The sequence below is a fragment of the Nocardiopsis lambiniae genome, from assembly GCF_031845465.1.
GTDB lineage: Bacteria > Actinomycetota > Actinomycetes > Streptosporangiales > Streptosporangiaceae > Nocardiopsis > Nocardiopsis lambiniae.
In genome coordinates this window covers 1-20072 of the sequence record NZ_JAVREP010000020.1, presented here as the reverse complement: position 1 = coordinate 20072, position 20072 = coordinate 1, and the positions used below count along the sequence as shown (strand labels likewise).

10 protein-coding genes are annotated in these 20072 nt (G+C 74.9%); all 10 read right to left on the bottom strand.

All coding sequences use genetic code 11. The features are described 5' to 3' along the window. Positions 1 to 2: 2 nt before the first annotated feature. Complete coding sequence (locus tag RM479_RS22530; protein WP_311513750.1) at positions 3 to 269, bottom strand: ferredoxin; 267 nt, start codon at positions 267 to 269, stop codon at positions 3 to 5. Then, positions 263 to 1495, bottom strand: a complete 1233-nt coding sequence (locus tag RM479_RS22525; protein WP_311513749.1) for a cytochrome P450 — start codon at positions 1493 to 1495, stop codon at positions 263 to 265. The genes RM479_RS22530 and RM479_RS22525 overlap by 7 nt, the downstream gene beginning before the upstream one ends. A 43-nt stretch (positions 1496 to 1538) precedes the next feature. Then, positions 1539 to 3284, bottom strand: coding sequence for an ABC transporter ATP-binding protein (locus RM479_RS22520; RefSeq protein ID WP_311513748.1), 1746 nt, complete (start codon positions 3282 to 3284; stop codon positions 1539 to 1541). Next, entirely contained in the window at positions 3281 to 5098 is a 1818-nt protein-coding gene (locus RM479_RS22515; RefSeq protein WP_397222894.1) for an ABC transporter ATP-binding protein, read from the bottom strand. The genes RM479_RS22520 and RM479_RS22515 overlap by 4 nt, the downstream gene beginning before the upstream one ends. Beyond that, positions 5095 to 5829 (bottom strand): class I SAM-dependent methyltransferase, encoded by a 735-nt coding sequence (locus RM479_RS22510; RefSeq protein WP_274810581.1) that lies wholly within the window; start codon positions 5827 to 5829, stop codon positions 5095 to 5097. The genes RM479_RS22515 and RM479_RS22510 overlap by 4 nt, the downstream gene beginning before the upstream one ends. 27 nt (positions 5830 to 5856) lie before the next feature. Then, a complete protein-coding gene (locus RM479_RS22505; RefSeq protein ID WP_311513747.1) occupies positions 5857 to 6642 on the bottom strand; it encodes a thioesterase II family protein in 786 nt (261 codons plus the stop codon). Beyond that, positions 6639 to 7751: a Gfo/Idh/MocA family oxidoreductase gene (locus RM479_RS22500; protein WP_311513746.1), complete on the bottom strand. Its 1113-nt coding sequence runs from the start codon at positions 7749 to 7751 to the stop codon at positions 6639 to 6641. Before RM479_RS22500 ends, RM479_RS22505 begins: the two co-directional genes overlap by 4 nt. Beyond that, positions 7748 to 8878, bottom strand: a complete 1131-nt coding sequence (locus RM479_RS22495) for a saccharopine dehydrogenase NADP-binding domain-containing protein (RefSeq protein ID WP_311513745.1) — start codon at positions 8876 to 8878, stop codon at positions 7748 to 7750. The genes RM479_RS22500 and RM479_RS22495 overlap by 4 nt, the downstream gene beginning before the upstream one ends. Next, positions 8875 to 14367, bottom strand: a complete 5493-nt coding sequence (locus tag RM479_RS22490; RefSeq protein WP_311513744.1) for a non-ribosomal peptide synthetase — start codon at positions 14365 to 14367, stop codon at positions 8875 to 8877. Before RM479_RS22490 ends, RM479_RS22495 begins: the two co-directional genes overlap by 4 nt. A 74-nt stretch (positions 14368 to 14441) precedes the next feature. Further along, positions 14442 to 20072 (bottom strand): non-ribosomal peptide synthetase (locus RM479_RS22485; protein ID WP_311513743.1); only part of this gene is annotated, 5631 nt, incomplete at its 5' end.

Below are 20072 nucleotides of genomic sequence, written 5' to 3'. Positions count from 1 at the left end.
CGTCACGGCCCAGGGGGGATGCGGTTCTCCCGGCCGTCGGGGCGGGAGAGGACTCGAACGCCGATCGCGCCCGAGGGGCACAGGTCGACGGCTTCCAGGGCGCGCGCCGAGGAGGCGGGCGGTATCTCGGTGGCGAGCGGGACCACCAGGCCGTCGTCGTCCTGGTCGAAGAGTTCGGGGGCGGCGCGCACGCACTGGCCCGCGCCGGCGCACACGTCGGTGTCGGCGTGGAGCACGAGCCCGCCGCCCTCGGGGTCGGTGGTCACCACGACACGGGCACCTCCTCCAGGCCGAAGATCGCCGAGGAGGAGCGCAGCGGCAGGTCGCCGACCGGCACCGCGGGCCGCAGGGTCGGGACCTTCTCGAACAGGACCCGCAGGGCGACCTCGATCTCCAGGCGGCCCAGGTTCTGGCCGACGCACTGGTGGACCCCGTAGCCGAAGGCGACGTGGTTGCGCTGCGACCGCGCGATGTCGAGGCGGCCGGGTTCGGGGAACGCCTCCGGGTCGTGGTTGGCCGCCGCCAGCAGGGCGATGTACCCGTCCCCGGCGGGGATCGTCGCGCCCTCCAGCGGGATGTCCTCGGTGGCGACCCGCAGGGTGATGACATCGGCGACCGACAGGTGCCGCAGCAGCTCGTCGACCGCTCCCGGCCACAGCGAGGGGTCCTCGCGCAGCAGGTCCAGCTGGTCGGGGTTGTCCAGCAGGTCCAGCGCGGCCAGGGGGATCATGTTGCGCGAGGTCTCGTGCCCGGCGTTGAGGGTGATGCCGATCTGGGACAGCAGCGAGTGCCGGGTGATCTCCCCCCGCTCCAGCGGGCCGTTGACCAGTCGGCTGATCAGGTCGTCCCCGGGGCTCTGCGCCTTCTCGTCGATGAGCCGGTCGATGAGCCCGAACAGGTCGGCCAGCGCCGCGCCCACCTCCTCGGCCGTGCTCGTGCGGGCTCCGGAGACGGAGGTGATGCGGCGGAAGAACTCCAGGTCCTCCATCGGAACGCCGAGCAGGCGGCAGATGACGGTGGTGGAGACCCGGTTGGCGTAGTCGCCGACGAGGTCGGCCGGCATCGGCCGGGAGAGCAGGTACTCCACCTGTTCTCGGCAGATCTCCTCGATGGCGGTCCGCATCTCCCGGACCCGCTTGACCGTGAACTCGCCGACGAGCATGCGCCGCACCCGGGTGTGGTCGGGCGGGTCCATGCGGATGAACGGGCGCAGCTCCGCCGCGACCGCCTGCTCACCGTCGCCCAGGGCCGGGAAGGCGGGGTGGCGGGCGTCGGAGCTGGAGGCCGGGTGGGACAGCGCGGCGCGCACGTCCTTGAACCCGGTGACGAGCCAGGCCTCCTTGCCGCCGGGAACGGCGACCTTGGTCGGGGTGCCCCGCTCGCGCATCGGCGCGTAGGCGTCGGGCGGGGAGAAGGGGCAGGAACGGGCGATCGGGAACTCGACGGGGTCGGCGGACGCCCCCGTGTCGGGGGCCTCGGGAGTGGACGGGGTCATGCGCGCGGTCCTCCTGGTGTGGGGCGGGGATGGTGGCGGGGGGTCAGGGACGGACGGGGTCGGCGGTCAGCCGCCACCCCAGCGCCCGTTCCCGGGCCCGGACGTAGGCCGCGTGGCGGCCGTTCGCGGCGAGGAGTTCGGCGGGGGCGCCCTGCTCGGCGACACGGCCGCCGTCGAGGAAGACGATCCGGTCGGCGGCGGCCACGGTGGCGGGCCTGTGGGCGATGACCAGCACGGTCCGCTCCCGGGCCAGGTCGACCGCGGTCTCGGTGAGCAGCGCCTCGTTCTCGGCGTCCAACGCGGCGGACGCCTCGTCCAGGACGACGATCGGCGCGTCCTTGAGCAGGGCCCGGGCGATCGACACCCGCTGCCGCTGGCCGCCGGACAGGGAGGTACCGCCCTCTCCCACCCGGGTGTCCCACCCGTCGGGGAGTTCGGCGATCACCCGGTCCAGACCCGAGCGGGCGGCGACCCGGTCCAGGTCCTCCGTGGTGGCCTCGGGGGCGGCGATGCGGAGGTTGTCGGCGATGGTGGCGTCGAACAGGTACACGTCCTGGAAGACGATGGCCACGTGCCGGGACAGCTCCTCTCCACCGATCTCGCGGACGTCGACACCGCCGATCCGCACCGCTCCCCCGTCCACGTCGTGGAAACGGGCCAGCAGGCGCGACACGGTGGTCTTGCCCGCCCCGGAGGGGCCGACCAGCGCCGTCAAGGTGCCCGGCTCGGCCCGGAAGGAGACCCCGTCCAGGACCGGGTCCGCGTCCGGGGCGTAGGAGAAGCGGACGTCGTCGAACTCCACCGAGGCGTCCCGGGGCGGAACGGGGTCGGTCGGCTCGGGCAGGACCGGCGCGTCCAGGACGGCGTTGATCCGGCCCAGGCCGTTGACGGCCATGCGCAGGGCCGCCCCGCTCTCGGCCGCCCCGGACAGGGGGTGGACGAACCTGACGACCAGGACGAGCAGGGCCACGGCCGTCGCCCCGTCCAGGGTGCCGCCCACCGCGAGGTAGAGCGCGCAGACCAGGATCAGGGTGAGCGCCAGGCGGACCGTGAAGGAGTAGGCGACCAGGGCCGGGATCGCCTTCCAGAGCATCGACCGGACCGCGCCGTGTTCGGCGACCAGTGACCGGTCCAGGCCCGTGCGTCCGCTCTCCGCCCGCCCGAAGGCGCGGAGCACCGACTGGGAGCGGGCGTACTCCAGCACCCGGTCGGCGGCCTGGTCGGCCACCGCGTCGCGGGCGGCGTCGCCGCGCGCCACGGCCTCGTTGGACAGGGTGAACACCATCCACAGGACGACCAGGCAGGCCGCGCAGGCCAGCGCGATCCGCCAGTCGAAGAGGAACAGGGCCGCCACCGCCACCACGGGGGTGAGGACGGCGTCCGCCAGCGGCGGGTAGGTGTGCACGGGCAGGCCGGTGGTCCGGGAGACGCCGTCGGTGACGATCCGGTTGAGCTCACCGAGCCGGGCCCCGGTGAACCAGCCCAGGGGCAGGCGCACGACGTGGTCGCCGATCCGGTGGTGCAGGGCGCGCGAGACGGAGCCGCCGACCCGGAAGTTGAGGTGGAGGCTCGCCGACCGCAGCACCGCGTACAGGACGGTGGCGGCGACCAGGGCCAGGACCCAGGGGCGGGCCGTCTCCGGTTCGGGTCCCAGGAACCTCGACAGGACCGGGACCAGCAGGGCGAACAGCACCCCCTGGAACGCGGAGACGAACGAGGTGAGCGCCAGGCTCATCGTCATCGGGCGGGCGTAGCGGGGCCCCATGGCCCTGAGGAGTTCGCGGATCATTCCTCTTCCCCCTGTCCGGCGCGGTGGTCGCGGCGGGCCCGCCACAGGTCCGCGTAGCGTCCTCGCGAGGCGAGGAGTTCCTCGTGGGTGCCCGACTCCACGACACGGCCGTCCTCCATGACGGCGATGCGGTCGGCACCGGTGACGGTGGCGAGCCGGTGGGCGATGACCAGCACGGTGCGCCCCCGGGCGAGTTCGCTGAGCGCGTCCTGGATGTCGGCCTCGGCGACCGGGTCCACCGAGGCGGTGGCCTCGTCCAGGATCAGCACGGGCGGGTCGGCGAGGATCGCCCGGGCGATGGACAGGCGCTGGGCCTCACCGCCCGAGAGGTCGACCTCCTCCCCCACGACCGTGTCGTAGCCGCGCGGCAGCCGGGTGATCCGCTCGTGGATGCGGGCCGCGCCGGCGGCGGCCTCGATGTCCGCGCGGGTCGCGTCGGGCCGCCCGAGCGCGATGTTGTCGGCCACCGACTCGCGCAGCAGGCGCACGTCCTGGAAGACGAAGCCGACGGTGCGGTACAGCGCCTCGGTCGACAGCTCCCGCAGGTCGACCCCGCCGATGGAGACCGACCCCGCGGTGGGGTCGTGGAAGCGGGCGGGCAGGGTGGCCAGGGTGGTCTTGCCGGCCCCGGAGGGACCGACGAGCGCCGTGACCGTCCCCGGTTCCAGGACCAGGTCGACGCCGCGCAGTACCTCCTCCGCCTCTCCGTCGCCGTCGGCGGGGTAGGCGAAGCGCACCCCGTCGAAGACGACGCGGGCGTCGTCGGGCCGCCCTCGGGAGCCCTCCGGCAGCCGGGGGACGGACAGCAGTGCGGCGACCCGTCCGGCCGCGGCCCCCGCCCCCTGGATCTGCTGGACCCGGGAGCCGATGACGTTCATGGGCGCGCACAGTGCCGGGGCGATCAGGGCGAAGGCCACCACGGAGACCGGGTCGGTCCAGCCGGCCGCCGCGAAGGCGACACCGGTGACGACCACCCCCACGGTCACCATCGGCGCCGACAGCAGCAGGAACGAGGCGACCGTCACCGGGGTGGTGGCCCGGGACCAGGAGGAGAAGAAGTCGGAGTAGGCGTCGGCCGCGTCCAGGAAGCGCCGGTGCGTCCTGCGGTGGCCGCCGAAGTGCTTGACCACCTGGATGCCGTCGACGAACTCCACGGCGGAGGCGTTGATGTCGTTCATCGCGCGCGAGGCCTCGGCCATCTTGGCCATCCCCCCGGCCATGGCCCGGGCGAACAGCACGATCCCGGCCGCGACCAGGGCCACCGCCACCAGGGCGAGCCGCCAGTCCACGATCGCCAGGTAGACGAGGGCGACCACCGGGACGCTCACCACCGCGGCCAGGTCGGGCAGGGTGTGCGCGATCAGGGAGTGCACCTCGGCGATGTCGTCGTGCAGGGCCTTCTTGACCCGGCCCGACCCCTTGCCGGAGAACCAGCCCAGGGGGACCCGGGACAGGTGCGCGGCCAGCGATCGGCGGATCGAGAGCTGCATGTCGTTGTCGGCCAGGTGCCCGATCAGGGTCGAGGCGGCGCCGGCCGCCAGGGCCGCGACGGCGCCGGTCAGGGCGAGGCCGACCAGGACCCACAGGCGTCCGGGGTCGACCGGGCCGGGGCCCAGGAGCACGCCGGCGATCTCGACGACACAGATGAGCGGGCCGAGGCCGAGCGCGCCGGCCGCCCCCTGCAGGACGGCGGCGACGACGATCCGGCCCCTGACGGGCTCCAGGAGCACCGACAGCGGTGAGGGCGCGCGCTCCCGCGGGGCGGTGTCCGCGTCCCGGGGCCGCTCGGTGGCGACCGTGGTCGGCTCCGTCACTTGACCAGCACCCCGATCTCCGGTGTGGCCTCGCGTCCGGCCTGGACGAGGCGTTTGACGGTCAGTCCGGACTCCTCGGCGAGGCGGTCGACGCCGAAGGTCTCCCAGTCGTACTCGTCGGTGACGGTGCGGACCCGCTCCCCGTCGCGCAGGACCCGCCACTCGGTACGCCAGCGCATGACGCCCTCTCCGGCGGGCTCGCCGGAGATCCACCACTCGTAGACCTGCTCGCCCACGCGCTCACGGCACATGCGCACGAACGGGATGGAGCGCGGGGTCTCCACCCCCATCAGCTCCACCACGATGGGGCCGCCCGGGGGCAGCCGGTCGGCGAGGCGTCTCCACAGGGCGACCCGCTCGGACCGGGGGATGTGGCCCGCCACACCGAAGATCACCACCGCCGACAGCGAGTCGGGCAGGGGCAGCTCCTGGGCCGGTTCGGGGAGGACGGTGACGCGTTCGCGCAGGGCGGGGTCGGAGAAGACCCGGCTGGTGAGGACGGCGCGCATCACCGGCGAGGGCTCGGCCGACAGGATCCGCGCCGACGGCAGGATCTCGGCGATGGTCGAGGTCACCAGTCCCGTTCCCGCCCCGATGTCCAGGACGGGACCGTGCGCGGTGTCCAGGCCGGTCAGCGCGGCGCGCAGGGCCGGGGCGCTGGAGACCAGGTGACGATGGCCGACGAGGTCGAAGAACTCGGCGGCCGGGGAGTAGTAGTCGATGGCCGACATGGTGTGCTCCAAGGTCCGTGAGGAGGGTCAGGGCGTGCTGGGCCACGGTGAGGAGGCCGCGAGCAACGCCGGGTCCAGGCGGCGCAGGAGCGCGGCGATGACGTCCTCCCTGCGGGGCGCCAGGTAGAAGTGGTCCCCCGGGAACACCTGGACGTCGACGCGGCCGGTCGTGGTCTCCGCCCACTTCCGGGCGTTGTCCGCGTCGACCTCGGGGTCGGTGTCCCCGAGGAAGACGCTCACCGGGCAGTCCAGCGGCGGCCCCGGGAAGGGGCGGTAGCGCTCGATGAGCCGGTAGTCGTTGCGGACCAGCTCCAGGACGGCCTCCCGCAGGCCCGGGTCGGCCAGTACCTCCTCCTCGGTGCCGCCCAACCGGAGCAGCTCGGAGACGATCGCGTCGTCGTCGGCCAGGTGGACCCGACCGGGAGGGGCGTCGGCCGGGGCCCTGCGCCCCGAGGCGAAGAGGCGTTCGGGCCCGGGGGCGCCGCCGTCCCGCAGGGCCCTGCCCAGCTCGTAGGCGACCGCCGAGCCCATGCTGTGCCCGAACAGGGCGTAGGGGCGGTCCAGCCACGGCGCGAGTTCGCCGGCCAGCCGGGACACGACCTCGCCCATGTCGTCCACCAGGGGCTCGCCGAAGCGGTCCTCACGGCCGGGGTACTGGACGCAGAGCAGCTCCACCCCGGCGGGCAGCAGGGACGCCCATGACCGGAAGGCGCCCGCGCCTCCCCCCGCGTGGGGCAGGCAGACCAGGCGCGCACCCGCTCCGGGCCGGGTGCGGTAGCGGCGCAGCCAGGGGCTGAGCACGGTGTCCTTCATGACTTTCCCGTCGTCTCGTGGAGATCGGCGATCCCCCAGGGGTCGGGCCGTTCGGGTCGGATGATCTCGGGCCGGCCGAGCCGGCCGGTGACGTCGTGCCACAGGCGGCACACGGACAGGTCGAACTGGCCGCGCGGCAGCGGGTCGGTGCCCGCGCGCACGTCGGCGGCGAAGTCGCGCAGCGCCCGGGCCAGGGCCTCGGGCCACACGCGGGCGAAGATCTCCCGGTGGGAGGGCGGCAGGGTGCCCTCCAGCACGGTGGTGGCCGGTTCGTCGAGGTGGTCGGTCCCCGGGCCGGTCGACCGCAGTCGGCCGTGGGCGTCCCTGGGGGCGTACAGCCGGGGATGCCACAGGACCGGGCCGTGGGTGTCGGCCAGCGCCAGCACGCCCCCCTCCCCCGCCAGGGACAACCGGTGCCACAGCAGGGCGTGGTTGTCACCGTCGGAGGGGTCCAGCTGGTTCTGCACCCGCAGGGTCACCGGCACCCCGGCCACCGTGGCCTGGAGGACCCGGTAGGGCTGGGCCGTCGCGGCCAGGTGCGCCACCTCGGCGTCCCCCGGCAGCGGTTCGGTGAGCGCCCACGGGCGCACCCCTCCCAGTGCCCTGCCCAGCACGTCGAGCAGCGGGTACAGCACCTGCACGGCCGAGGTCGCGTCGACGGCCAGCACCCTGCCCCTGCGCCGCACCTCCCGGGCCGTGTCCAGGAAACGCCGCACCGGTTCGACGTGCCGGTAGAAGGGGTTGAGGTGGTAGACCGTCCCCGACGCGCGCGCCGCCCGCAGCAGGCCCGCCAGTTCGTCGTGGTGGACGGGGTGCTCCTGGAGGACGTGGACGCCCCGGGCGAGCAGGTCCCGGGCGATCTCCGCGCCGGGTCCACCCGAGACGGCCGAGCCCACGACCACGCAGGCCGCGTCCACGTCCTCGGGCAGCTCCGCGACGGAGGTGTACAGGGGCAGCCCGTGCCGTCGCGCGTGCTCGCGGGAGAACTCCCCGCCCCGGGCCAGGACGCCGACCGGCTCGAAGTCCTCGGGCAGCAGTTCCAGGGCCCGCGTGTAGAAGCGGCCGAACCCGGTCCCGCAGACGATGGTGCGCAGCGGACGCCCGTTCACAGGACCCCCTCCTCGACACCCGGGGCGCCGTGGCCGGCGGTGTCCCGGTACTCCCGCAGGGAGCCGGTCCCCGGGTGGGCGAACAGCTCCGCCACGGCCCGTTCGGGGTCCAGGACGTCGGCCGCGTGGTGCACGCCCGCGGGCACCCGGTCGGCGGCCACCTCCAGGGCCGTCCAGGCGCCCACGTGCCCGGTGGTGCGGTAACCGTCGGAGGTGCGCAGCACGAGGGTGCGCTCCCCTCCCCGGCCGTCGACGAGGTCCATGACGAGGAGGTAGTGGGGGTCCCGTCCGGCGAGGTCGAGGTCGGCCGCCCGACGCAGTGCCGCGACCGCGCCGGGCAGGTCGGCCACGGGGCGGCCGGCCATCGAGGACAGCAGCGCCCGCGACCGCTCGCCGAGGTGGACGTTGTACCACTCCAGCTCGGTCAGACCCAGGTCGGCGGCGAGCCGGTGGGCCTCCCCGGTCAGGAAGGGCTGGACGAACCCGGGGGCGGAGAAGTGCGGCACCTGCACGGCGTCGGCGACGCGCAGGGCCCGCGGCGCCAACCGCCCCCGGTGCCAGGCGGCGAGCGGGGTGCCGAACACGGCCGTCTCGTCGGCCGCGCCGGGCAGGGACAGCAGCAGGTCGCCCGCCGCCGCCTCGGTGCACCGTTCCAGCCCGCCGGCGTGGGCGCGCAGCCGGGTCAGGCCGTCCCTCGCCGCCACCGTGCGGGGCAGCAGCGCCGACAGTCCGGGCAGCAGCCCGGCCGACACCACCGCCACTCGGCCCTCCAGCGCGGGGGTGCCGGTCAGCGCGGCGCGCACCGGCTCGTCGCCGGTGACGTCCACGTAGTCGGCGCCGGCGGCCAAGGCGGCCACGGCGACCCGGTCCACCAGGGCGTAGGAGGGGCCCGCGCAGTTGAGCACCACGTCGCAGCCCGCGCAGAAGGCGGCCAGCGAGTCGGGGGAGCCGGCGTCGACGACCCGCGCCCGCGCCCCCAGCTCCTTCGCCAGGGCCGTGAGCGGGCCGGGGCGGCGCCCGCCCAGTCGCAGGCGGACGCGGCCCAAGGAGTGCAGGAACCGGGTGGCGGGGGCGCCGACCGCGCCCGAGGCCCCCACCACCCCGATCAGGGGGAGATCCCCGGTCACCGGATCACGTCCCCACCGGTGATCTCGTCCAGGTGCTTGAGGAGACCGGGCGCGTAGGGCACCGAGAGCATGCTGAAGTGGTCGCCCGGAACGTCCACGATCCTCAGGTCTCCCAGGACGAGCCGCTCCCAGTAGGAGGTGACGCTCTCCTTGTTCCCGGGGAAGGGGTAGGCGCCGCCGTGCCGCAGGAACGTGATGTCACCCGCGTAGGGCTCGGGCTCGTAGCGGGAGATGGAGAACACGCTCTGGCGGAAGATGCGGAACATCTCGTCCAGGGCCTCGGGCTCGTAGGTGCCCGCCGAGGGCGGTACGGCCGCGCACATGCGCGCCACACGGGCCTCGCGCGGTACCTCCGCCAGGGCCCGGAAGCAGGCCGCCACATCGGCGTACTCCCCTTCCAGGCGGCCGATCGCCCCGTCCGGCAGCAGGCCGGGGGTGGCGTCCAGGAGGAGGTCGGAGGCGGCCGACACCCGGTTCTCGTCGGCGGGGAAGCCGACCGAGACCGGGTCGATGCCCATCATGACGGCGAAGGCGTACTCCGAGATCAGCTCGTCGTCCAGCCGGAAGGGCGGACGGTGCGTGCTGATGGCGGTGAGGGAGGCGACCTCGGCGCCCGCCTCGGTGAGGCTGCGGGCGACCTCGGTGGCGATGAGTCCGCCCAGGCAGTAGCCCACGACGTGGAAGCGGTCGCCGCCGCGGTCCAGCAGCGCGGTGGCGTAGTCGGCGGCCCAGCGCTTGATGACCGTGGCCGGGTCGGCCTCCAGGAAGGCCGCCACGTCGGGCAGCTCAAGGCCCACGAGGGTGCCCCGTCCCGCCGAGCGCCGCCGGATCTCGGTGATGAGCGCGCGGTAGGGGATGAGCGTGCCGGTACCGGCGTGCACGAGGGCGGTGACCGTCCCCGCGCCGGGGCCGTTGAGCGGCACGTACGGGTCCTTGACCCCGTCCCGTGCGGCTCCCACCTGGCCGGACAGGTCGCGCAGGTAGGAGGCGAGTCCGGCGATGGTCGGCGTGCGCAGCATGTGGCGGAGCACGACCTCCCACTCGATGTCGTCCCCGGTTCCGGGCAGGACCTCGCCGAGCCGGCCCACCATGCGGGCGACCAGGAGGGAGTCGCCGCCCATGTCGAAGAAGTCGTCGTCGCGTCCGACCCGGGCGCGCTCCAGGAGTTCGGCCCACAGGTCGGCCAGGGCGCGTTCCAGGTCGTCGGCGGGTGCGGCGGACAGGGACTCGACGGCGGGCGCGTCCTCCTCGCCGGGCAGGTCGCGGGCCAGGGCGGCGCGGTCGACCTTGCCGTTGCCGGTCAGCGGCAGCGCGTCCAGGATCCGCCACTGGGCGGGGACCATGTACTCCGGAAGGCGGGCCGCGGTGTGCCGGATCAGCTCCTCGGCGCCGACCGGGACCCGGTCCGTCTTCAGCCGGGTCAGGTACAGGGTCTGACCGGTCCGGGACAGCGGGTCGTCGGCCTCGGGCAGGACCAGCGCCGGCACGGCCCCCGCCCTGGCCAGGGCGGCGTCCCACTGTTCGCGGGTGAGGAAGGTCTGGTCGGCCTCGGTCCGGTCGTCGCGGTGGCCGCCGTCGAGGCCCTCCATGAACTCCATGGAGACCAGCAGTGCGGGGTCGTGCTCGATGGTGGTCTCGATGAAGAGCAGGTGGCCGCCGGGGACGAGCAGTTCCCTGAGGCGGGCCAGGGCCGCGTCGACGTCGATGGCGTTGTGCAGGACGTTCGCGGCGACGATGACGTCGAAGGAGTTGGGGGCCTGCCCCTGGTCACGGGGGTCCCGGTCCAGGTCGTAGAGGCCGAAGGACACCCAGGGGAAGTCGGCGAACCTCTCCCGGGCCTCGGTGAGGAAGAACGGCGACAGGTCGGTGAACCGGTAGTCGACACGGTGACCGGCCAGGGCGTGGACGGCGGCCTCGGTGGTGCCGCCCACCCCCGCGCCGATCTCCAGGACCCGCAGGGGCTCGCCCCCGCCGCGCCGACGGGCGATCTCGGCCAGGGAGGCCGCCGCGGAGGCGTTGAGGTGGCGGATGGCGAGGTTGTCGCGGTAGGCGGCCCCCGCGGTGTCCAGCGCCGCCCCGGGGAAGAGGAGGGAGCGCACGTCGAGGTCGCCGCGCAGGAGTTCGGGCAGCCGCTCGGCGCAGGTGCGCATGTAGTCCAGGACCTCGGTGCCGTAGTCGACCCGGGCCTCCAGTCCGGCCAGTTCGTCCCAGGCCCTGCGGTATCCGTCCGGGGTGACCTCGGTGAGGCCGTGCAGCGTCTCCCCGTCCCGGGCGAGCCGGCCCGCGTCCGTCAGCGCCGTGATCCAGCGGCGGACGAGCCGGTGGTGGCGCCGGTCCGCGGCCAGGGCCGCGATGACCTCGGCCTCGGTGTGGGAGGCGCCCCGGAACAGTCCCGCCCCGGTCAGGGTGAGGGTGATGGCGTCCAGCGCGGTGGAGCGCATCGACCGCAGGAAGGCGTCCAGGTCGTCGCGGTCCAGACCGGCCACGGCCTCGTCCACGGCGGTGCGGGCCGCGTCCGTGACCGGCTCCTCCACGGTGGCGTGGCGGCCGAGCCGGTGGACGGCCGTCTCCACGAACCCGACCAGGCGGCGGTCCTGTCGACCGCCCGGCGCCAGGATCGCGGCGGCGGCCACGGCCGGGTGCGCCAGGACGGCGGCCTCGATCTCGGCCGGTTCGACCCGGTGCCCGCGGATCTTGACCTGGTCGTCCTCACGGCCGAGGAACTCGATGTCGCCGCCGGGCCGGTAGCGCCCCAGGTCGCCGGTGCGGTAGAGCCGCTCCCCGGTGCCGGGCCGGGTGACGAAGCGTTCCGCGGTGCGGGCCTCGTCGCCCAGGTAGCCGCTCGCCACGCCCGCGCCGCCGATGTACAGCTCTCCGGCGACCCAGTCGGGCCGGTCGCGCATCCCCCCGTCGAGCACGTGGAAGGTCTGGTTGGTGAGGGGGCGGCCGTAGGGGATGCTCGGCCAGGTGGGGTCGACCTCGTCGATGCGGTGGTGGATGGACCAGATCGAGCCCTCGGTGGCACCGCCGAAGCCGTACAGCGCCAGGGTCGGCGTGTGGGCGCGCACCCGCTCGGGCAGGGTCAGCGGGATCCAGTCCCCCGACAGCAGGGCCACCCGCAGCGTCGAGGGGGCCATCCCGGGGGCGGTGGCCAGGTAGTCGGCGAGCATGCCCATCTGGGCGGGCACGGAGTTCCAGAGGGTGACCCCGTGCTCGTGGATCAGCTCGGCCCAGTGGGAGGGGTCGCCCCGGCGCGCGGCGTCGGGGAGCACCAGCGCGCCGCCCCGGCCCAGGGGTCCGAACAGGTCGTAGACGGACAGGTCGAACCCGAGGGCCGCCAGGCCCAGGATCCGGTCCGCCTCGCCCACCGAGAAGCGCAGGTCGACGTCGTCGATGGTGTTGAGGGCGGCACGGTGGGTGATGACCACGCCCTTGGGCGTCCCGGTGGAACCGGAGGTGTAGATGACGTAGGCGGGGTCGTCCGGGGAGACGGGCCGCGGGGGGAGGTCCGCGGGGACCGTGCCCGCGGGCGCGGTGTCCACCTCGATGACGGCGGTGTCCTCGTCCCAGTCGCCGATCTCGGCGAGCCAGGACTGGGTGAGCACGTGCCGCACACCGGCGTCGCCCAGGATGGAGCGGCGGCGGGCGGCCGGCTGGGTGGTGTCCACCGGAACGTAGACCGCGCCGACCAGCAGGGCGGCGTGGGCGGCGACCACCTGCTCGACGCCCTTGTCCATGACGATGGCCACGTGGTCGCCCGGGACGGCCCCGGCCGCGCGCAGCCGGTCGGCGACCCCGGTGACACGGCCCCACAGCTCCCCGCGGGTGAGCGCGCCGTCCCCGGTGAGGACGGCCGGCGCGGCCGGGGACTCCAGTGCCCGGGCGAGGGCGTTCTCGTGGAGCAGGGCGTCGGGCAGCGGGCCCTCCGTGGAGTTGACCCGGGCGCGCACGAAGAGCTGCTCGGCGGGGAGCGGGACCGGGTCCGCCGCGTCCCAGGCGGCGTCGGAGGCCGCCAGGCGGCGCAGCAGGTCGTGGTAGGCCCGGAAGGCGTCGGCGGCGACCCCCTCGGGCAGGACGCCTTCGCGCACGTCCCAGCGCAGGGCCGGGGCGTCGCCGTTGAGGGAGACCTGGCAGTCCACCCACACCTGGGGGGTCTGGGAGAGCCCGTGGACCTCGCGCGCGACCCAGGCCTCGGGGGAGGGGGCGTCGTCCGCGCCCAACGCGCCGGTGAAGACCACGGGCATCAGCACCGCCGTCTCGTCACGGCGCCGGGACAGCTCGGCCAGCACCTCGTTGCCCGAGTACAGGCAGTGGTCCATGTCCTCGATGAGGCGGGCCTGACGGGTGGCGGCGCGCTCGGCGAAGGTGGTCCCGTCGTCGGCGTGCACCGCCAGCAGGGTCAGCGCGGTGAAGTCACCGACGACCCCGCCCACCTCAGGGTGGAGCGGCAGGCGCTGGGACACCGGGAGGTTGAGGGTGAAGTCGGGCCGGCGCGACCACAGGGCGATCACCTCGGCGTAGGCGGCCAGGGCGACGGTGGAGGGGGTCAGACCCCGTGCCGCCGCGCGATCGCACAGCGCCGTCCACTCCGCGGCGTCCAGGCCGGCGGACAGGCGGGTGAAGCGCGCCGAGGCGTCGGCGGCGTGTTCGGCCAGGGGGAGTTCGGGGGCCGGGGGCAGTTCGTCGAGGCGCTCCGTCCAGTAGGCGCGGTCCCGGTGCCGGCGGGAGCCGTCCCGCAGCGCCCGGTGCGCCAGCACGTAGTCGCGGAAGGTCACCTCCAGGGCGGGGAGCACGTGGTCGGGGTCCTCGTACAGGTGACGCAGCTCCTCCAGGAGCAGGCGCACGCTCGTGTAGTCGGCGACGAGCAGGTCGACGGACAGGTGCAGGACCGCCAGGTCCGCCCCGCGGGTGAGGTGCAGGCGCACCAGCGGCCAGGCGGAGGGGTCGGGCACCAGGTCGCGCAGCCGCTCCCGGGCCCGCTCGGCGTGCGGTCGGGGGTCGGCGTCCCCCACCTCGGTGACGGTCAGGGACTCCCCCGGCGCCTTGGGCAGGACCACCTGGTGCCCCTCGGGGGAGACCACGGCGCGCAGCATGTCGTGCCGGTCCACCAGGGCGTTCCACGCGGTGCGCAGCCGGGCGGGGTCGAGGTCGTCGAACTCCATCTCGGCGTAGGCGTGGCAGGCCACCCCGCCGTGGTCGTAGGCCGAGCCCCGGCCGACCAGGTAGGCGCCCTGGACGTCGGTCAGGGGGAAGGGCTCGTGGCGGGCGGCCGGGTCGGGGACGAGGGCCGGGGCGTCGGACTCCCGCTCCAGCAGGGCCAGGACCCGGTCCCGGTGATCGCGCAGTGTCGCGCGCTGGGCGTCGGTGAGGGTGCCGGAGGGGGCGCGGAAGTGGATGCGCCCGTCCTCGGCCCACAGGTGCACACCGTCGGCTCTGAGCGCGTCGAGCAGGGAGGTCAGGTCGTCGGGGGTGGCCGGGGTGGACTGCACGATGGTTCTCCTCGCGGGGTCCGTGGTGGTGGCGGACCGGTCGGGGTACGGGAAGGGGGGTGGCGGGGCGGGGTTCAGATGACGCCGGTGCGCACGTCCCGGGGTGTGGCGGCGCGGACCTGGTCGGCGAGCGCGGCGAGGGTGGGCACGGCGAGGAACGCCCGGGTGGACACCCCCTCGCCCACCTCCCGGCGCAGGGCGGTGATCATGCGGATGGCCAGGAGGCTGCTGCCGCCCAGGGCGAAGAAGTTGGCCTCGCGGTCGGTCACCGGCGCTTCGAGCACCCGCTCCCAGATCCGGGCGACGCGCTCCTCCACCTCGTCGGCGAGGGGTGTGCCCCCGGTGCCGGCCCTCGCGCGGGCCAGCGCCTCCAGCGCGGCCGTGTCGACCTTGCCGTTGGAGGTCAGCGGGACGGCCTCCATCAGGTGGAGGGATCCGGGCACCGCGTGGGCGGGAACCCGTCGGACGAGGTGCGCGGTGAGGTCGTCGAGGGAGGGTGTGCGGCCCTCGACGACCACGAAGGCGGTCAGCCTCCGGGAGATCCGCTCCCCCACCGCCACCACCGCCGCCCGGCGCACGGCCGGGTGGTCTTCGAGCGCGGCCTCGACCTCGCCGAGTTCGAGCCGGTGTCCGCCGACCTTGACCTGCCGGTCGGTGCGGCCGAGGAACTCCAGCAGGCCCTCGGGGCGGTACCGTCCCAGGTCACCGGTGCGGTACCACCTGCGGCCGTCGACGGTGACGAACCTGGCCGCGGTGCGCTCGGGGTCGCCCCGGTACCCGCGGGCCACTCCGGCACCGCCGATCCACAGCTCGCCCGGCACCCAGTCGGGACAGTCCCGGCCGTGGGGGTCCACGACCCGGTACCGCTGATTGCGCAGCGGGGTGCCGTAGGGCACCGAGGGCCATCCCCGGGGCGCGTGTCCCCCGTCGAAGGCGTTGGACCAGATGGACGCCTCCGTGGCGCCGCCCAGGGCGACCAGGTGGGTGCGTCCGCCGGTGACGGCGCGCAGCCGCTCGGACAGGTCGGTGCCCACCCAGTCACCGGAGACCAGGGCCAGGCGCAGGGAGCGCGGCGGTTCGGCGCCCTCGGCCTCCGCCTCGGCCAGCAGCATGTCCAGCAGCGCGGGCACGGTGTTCCACACCGTCACCCGGTGCTCCACGCACAGCTCCAACCACCGTCGGGCGTCCCGTCGCTCCTCCTCCTGGGGGACCACGAGGGCCCCGCCCACGCGGAGCAGGCCGAAGACGTCGTGGACCGACAGGTCGAAGTCGAGGGCGGACAGGGCCAGGACGCGGTCACGGGGACCGATCCGGTAGCGGTCGTCGATGTCGACGACGGTGTTCAGGGCCGCGCCGTGGGAGATCTCCACGCCCTTGGGCTCTCCGGTGGACCCGGAGGTGAACACCACGTACGCGGTCCGTTCCGGGGCGACCGGCACGGGGGCGGCCAAGGGGTCCGATCCGAGGAGTTCGGCCACCTCCAGGGATCGGGGGGCGGCCTCGTCCCGGCCGATCGTGACGACGGTGCCCGCGGCCTCGTGGATGCGCGCGCGCCGCAGGACCGGCTGCCCCGTGCCGATGGGCACGTAGGCGGCGCCCGCCGCCAGGATCCCCAGGACGGCGCAGATCTGGTCGGCGCCCTTGGGCAGGTGGACGCCGACGGTGTCGCCGGGCCCCACCCCGTGTCCGACCAGTCCGCCGGCGATCCTCAGGGCCCGTTCGACGAGTCCGCCGTGGGTGAGCACGCCCTCGGAGGTGATGAGCGCGGGCGTGTCGGCCCGCCCCGGGGCGCCGGCGAAGACGGCGTCGTGCAGCGTTCCCGAGGGCCGGGGGGCGTCGGTGTCGTTCATGGACGCGCGGACCCGGGACTGTTCCCGGGGCAGCGGGTCGGCCACCAGCCCGGCCCATCCCCGGACCCCTTCGCGGGCCAGACCGCGCAACAGGTCCAGGTAGGCGCCGAACATGACGTCCAGGACGCCGGGGCGGAAGAGTTCCTCGACCGCGTCCCAGTACACGTCCAGCCCGCCCTCGCGTTCGAGGACCTGGTTGTCCAGGTGGACCTGGGGCGACTGGGACAGTCCCCAGACGCGCGCGGGGAACTCCGGGGACAGGTCCAGGGACACCCCGTCGCCCACGCCGAGGGAGCCGGTGAAGACCACCGGGACACCGGCCTGGGCCGTGCCGTCGCGTCGGGTCAGTTCGCGCAGGACCCGTTCGGCGGAGATCTCGCGGTGATCGAGGTCGTCGCCCAGTCGGCGCTGGAGGGCGCGGGCGGCCTCCAGCGGGTCCTGTCCCGGTGCGCGCTCGTAGGAGGTCAGGGACAGGGACGTGAAGTCGCCCAGGACCCGGTCGATGTGCGGGTGCGCATCGTGGCGGTTGAACAGGGTGAGGGTGAGACTGAGGCGGGTCTGTCCGCTCCAGGCGCCGAGCACCTCCCCGTAGCAGGCCAGGAGCAGGGTCGAGGGGGTGATCCCCGCGGACCGGGCCAGGCCGGTCAGGGCCGTCCACTCATCGGGGGTGAGGTGGTCGGCGCGTCGGGTGAAGCGCGGCGCGCGGACCTCGGTCGGGTCCAGCGCCAGCGGTAGGGCGGGGGCGGGCGGGAGGTCGCGCACGCGGTCCCGCCAGTACTCCAGGGCCCTTCCCTCCCGTTCCGGGTCGTCCCGCACCTGGGTGAGGTAGTCCCGGAAGGTCACCTCCACCGGCGGCAGCGGGGCGTCCGGCTCGCGGTACAGCAGGTCGAGCTCGGTGTAGAAGGTCATGATGCTGAGCGCGTCCAGCACCAGGTAGTCCAGGCCCACGCCCAGGCGGACGCGCGCGACGCCCTCCTCGGTGTAGCGGACGGCCCGGATGTCGAACAGCGGCCAGCGGGTGGGGTCGAGCACCCGGTGGGACAGGGAGGCGCGCAGCGCGTCGAGCGCCGGCCGGGGGTCGTCGTGGTCGGCGTCGACGACGGGAACGCGGATCTCGGGGACCTCGGGCAGGACACGCTGGTCACCGTTGTCGTCGAAGACCGCGCGGAGCATGTCGTGCCGGACCACGAGCCGGTTCAGCGCCCGTTCCAGCCGCCCCAGGTCCACGTCGGAGCCGTCGAACTCGGTGTAGTGGTAGGTGCCCACCCCGCCCAGGGTGAACTCGGGGTCGCGACCGGTGAGGTAGGCGCGTTGGACGCCGGTCGGGGGGAAGGGCTCGTACCGGGTGGCGGGGTCGTGGTCGATGACGTGCCCGGCGACGCCGTGCCCCCTCTCGGGCAGGGCGGCGGCGAAGTCGGCGAGGACGGGGGCGACGAACAGGTCGGCGACGCCCACCCGGGCGTAGCCGCGGGCGCGCAGTGCGGCCACCAGGCGGGTGGCCAGCAGGGAGTCCCCGCCCAGGGCGAAGAAGGAGGACGTGCGGCCGATGTCCGTTGTCCCCAGCAGCTCCGACCAGATCCGCGCCACCTCGTGCTCGCGTTCGCCCCGGAGCGGGACGTCCTCGGCGGAGGACCCGGCGGCGTGCCCGGCCAGCAGGGTGGCGAGGGTCCGGCGGTCGGGTTTGCCGTTGGGGGTGAGCGGGATCTCGGGCAGCACCGCCACGGTCGTGGGGACCATGTTCTCGGGCAGCAGTGCGCGCAGGTGCGCGGCGAGCGACTCGGGGAGTCCGTCGGCGGGGGCGCCGGGAGCGGGGACGACGGCGGCGGCCAGGAGGGGGGCCGGGTCGGCCAGGGCCAGGGCCACGGCCGACGCGACGCCGGGGTGCGCGGTCAGGGCGGCCTCGACCTCGCCGGTCTCGATCCGCACCCCGTTGACCTTGACCTGGTGGTCGAGGCGTCCGAGGAACTCCAGGGAACCGTCGGGCAGGTGGCGGGCACCGTCCCCGGTCCGGTACCAGCGCCGGCCGTCGACGTGCACGAACCGGTCGGCGGTGGTGGCGGGGGCGCCCCGGTAGCCCAGGGCCAGACCCGCACCGCCCACCCACAGTTCGCCGGGGACCAGGTCGGGGCGGTCCCGCCCCTGGGGGTCCACGACCCGGCACCGCACGCCGGGCAGGGGCCGGCCCCACGGGACGTGGTTCCAGGAGGGGTCGACCTCGTCCACCTCCAGCAGGGTGGAGTGGATGGCGGCCTCGGTCATCCCGCCCAGGGCGAGGAGACGACACGCGGGGGCGAAGGCCCGCAGCCGCGCGGGCAGGTCGACGCCCACCCGGTCACCGCCGAGCAGGACCGCCCGCAACGGTGGGGCGGACGCCAGGCCCGACTCGACGGCGGTCAGGAGCATGTCGAGCAGGGTGGGCACGCAGTTGAGGACGGTGACCCCCGACCGGGCGGCCGTCTCGACCCACCGTTCGGCGTCCCTGCGCACGTCGGAGCCCACCAGGACGGCGGCCCCGCCGACGGAGAGGGGTGCGAAGAGGTCGAAGACCGACATGTCGAAGTCGGTCTCGGCGAGGGCCAGGGTGCGGTCCTCGGGGCCGGTGCCCAGCACGGTGTTGAGCACGTCGATGGTGTGGGCGGCGGCCCGGTGGGGGACCTCCACCCCCTTGGGGGTGCCGGTCGACCCGGAGGTGAACAGCACGTGGGCGACCACGTCCGGGGACACCTCGACGGGGTCGACCGCGGTCCCCGCCAGGGCCTGGGCCGGGGTCAGCGCGGGCACGGCCGACTCGGCCAGGACGGCGGGGTCGTCCGACAGCAGCAGCGCGGGGGCGCCCCGGTCCAGGATCGTGCGCCGCCGGGCGGGGGGCTGGTGGCGGCCGACGGGCAGGTGGGTGCACCCCGCGGCCAGGACGCCGAGCAGGGCGGCGACCTGGTCGACGCCCCGGGGCAGGTGCAGGGCGACGGTCCCCCCGTCGGGGAGGGTGTCGGCGATCGCTCCGGCGACGCGCCGGGCGCGGTCGGCGAGGTCGCCGTAGGTCACGGCCGCCCCGTCCGGTCCGACGAGGGCGACGGCACCGGGCGTGGAACGGGCGTGGTCGAAGAAGTGCCCGTGGAGGGTGCGGGGGGCGGGGAGGGGCAGGTCCGCGGCCGTCCGGTCACGGGTGCCGTCGACCGCCGCGGGGATCCGGGGGCGGAAGGGGCGGCTCCAGGCCTCGGCGTCGTCGATGAGGGTGTCGATGAGGTCCCGGTAGGCGGCGAAGGCGGCCTCGGCGGTACCCGGGGCGAAGGCGTGCGCGCGCAGGTCCCAATTGAGCAGCAGGCCGCCGTCGAGTTCGGTGACCTGGGCGTCCAGCAGCACCTGGGGGCCCTGGGAGATGATCCAGGAGGGCGCGCCGAAAGCGCGCTGGACGGTGTCGCCGAAGAGCGGGCCCAGGCCGATGGCGCTGGTGTAGACGACGGGCGCGGGCGTCATCGCGCCCCCGTCGAGTCGGGCCAGGTCGCGCAGGACCTCCACACCGCCGTAGGCGCCGTGGTCGACGGCGGCGTGCAGGTCCCCCTGGAGGGCGCGGGCCCGGTCGGTGAAGGACGTCACGGTGCCGGTGTCGACGGCGAGCAGCACCGAGCCGCTGAAGTCCCCGATCACCCGGTCGACGTGGGGGTGCAGGGGCGCACGGTCGAAGAGGGGCAGGTTGAGGGTGAAGGAGGGGGTGGCGCTCCAGGCGCCGAGCACCTCCGCGAACGCGGTGGCCAGCGCCGAGGCCGGGGTCACCCCGGCGGCCCGCGCGCGGTCGGCCAGTGAGCGGGAGCGTTCGGGGGTCAGTCGGTGGTGCAGTCGGGTGGACCGGGCCAGGGG

Excerpts from the sequence above, each read along its gene's own strand:
- RM479_RS22505 (WP_311513747.1), bottom strand. The coding sequence starts at position 6,642 with ATGAAGGACACCGTGCTCAGCCCCTGGCTGCGCCGCTACCGCACCCGG.
- RM479_RS22525 (WP_311513749.1), bottom strand. The coding sequence starts at position 1,495 with ATGACCCCGTCCACTCCCGAGGCCCCCGACACGGGGGCGTCCGCCGAC.
- RM479_RS22520 (WP_311513748.1), bottom strand. The coding sequence starts at position 3,284 with ATGATCCGCGAACTCCTCAGGGCCATGGGGCCCCGCTACGCCCGCCCG.
- RM479_RS22510 (WP_274810581.1), bottom strand. The coding sequence starts at position 5,829 with ATGTCGGCCATCGACTACTACTCCCCGGCCGCCGAGTTCTTCGACCTC.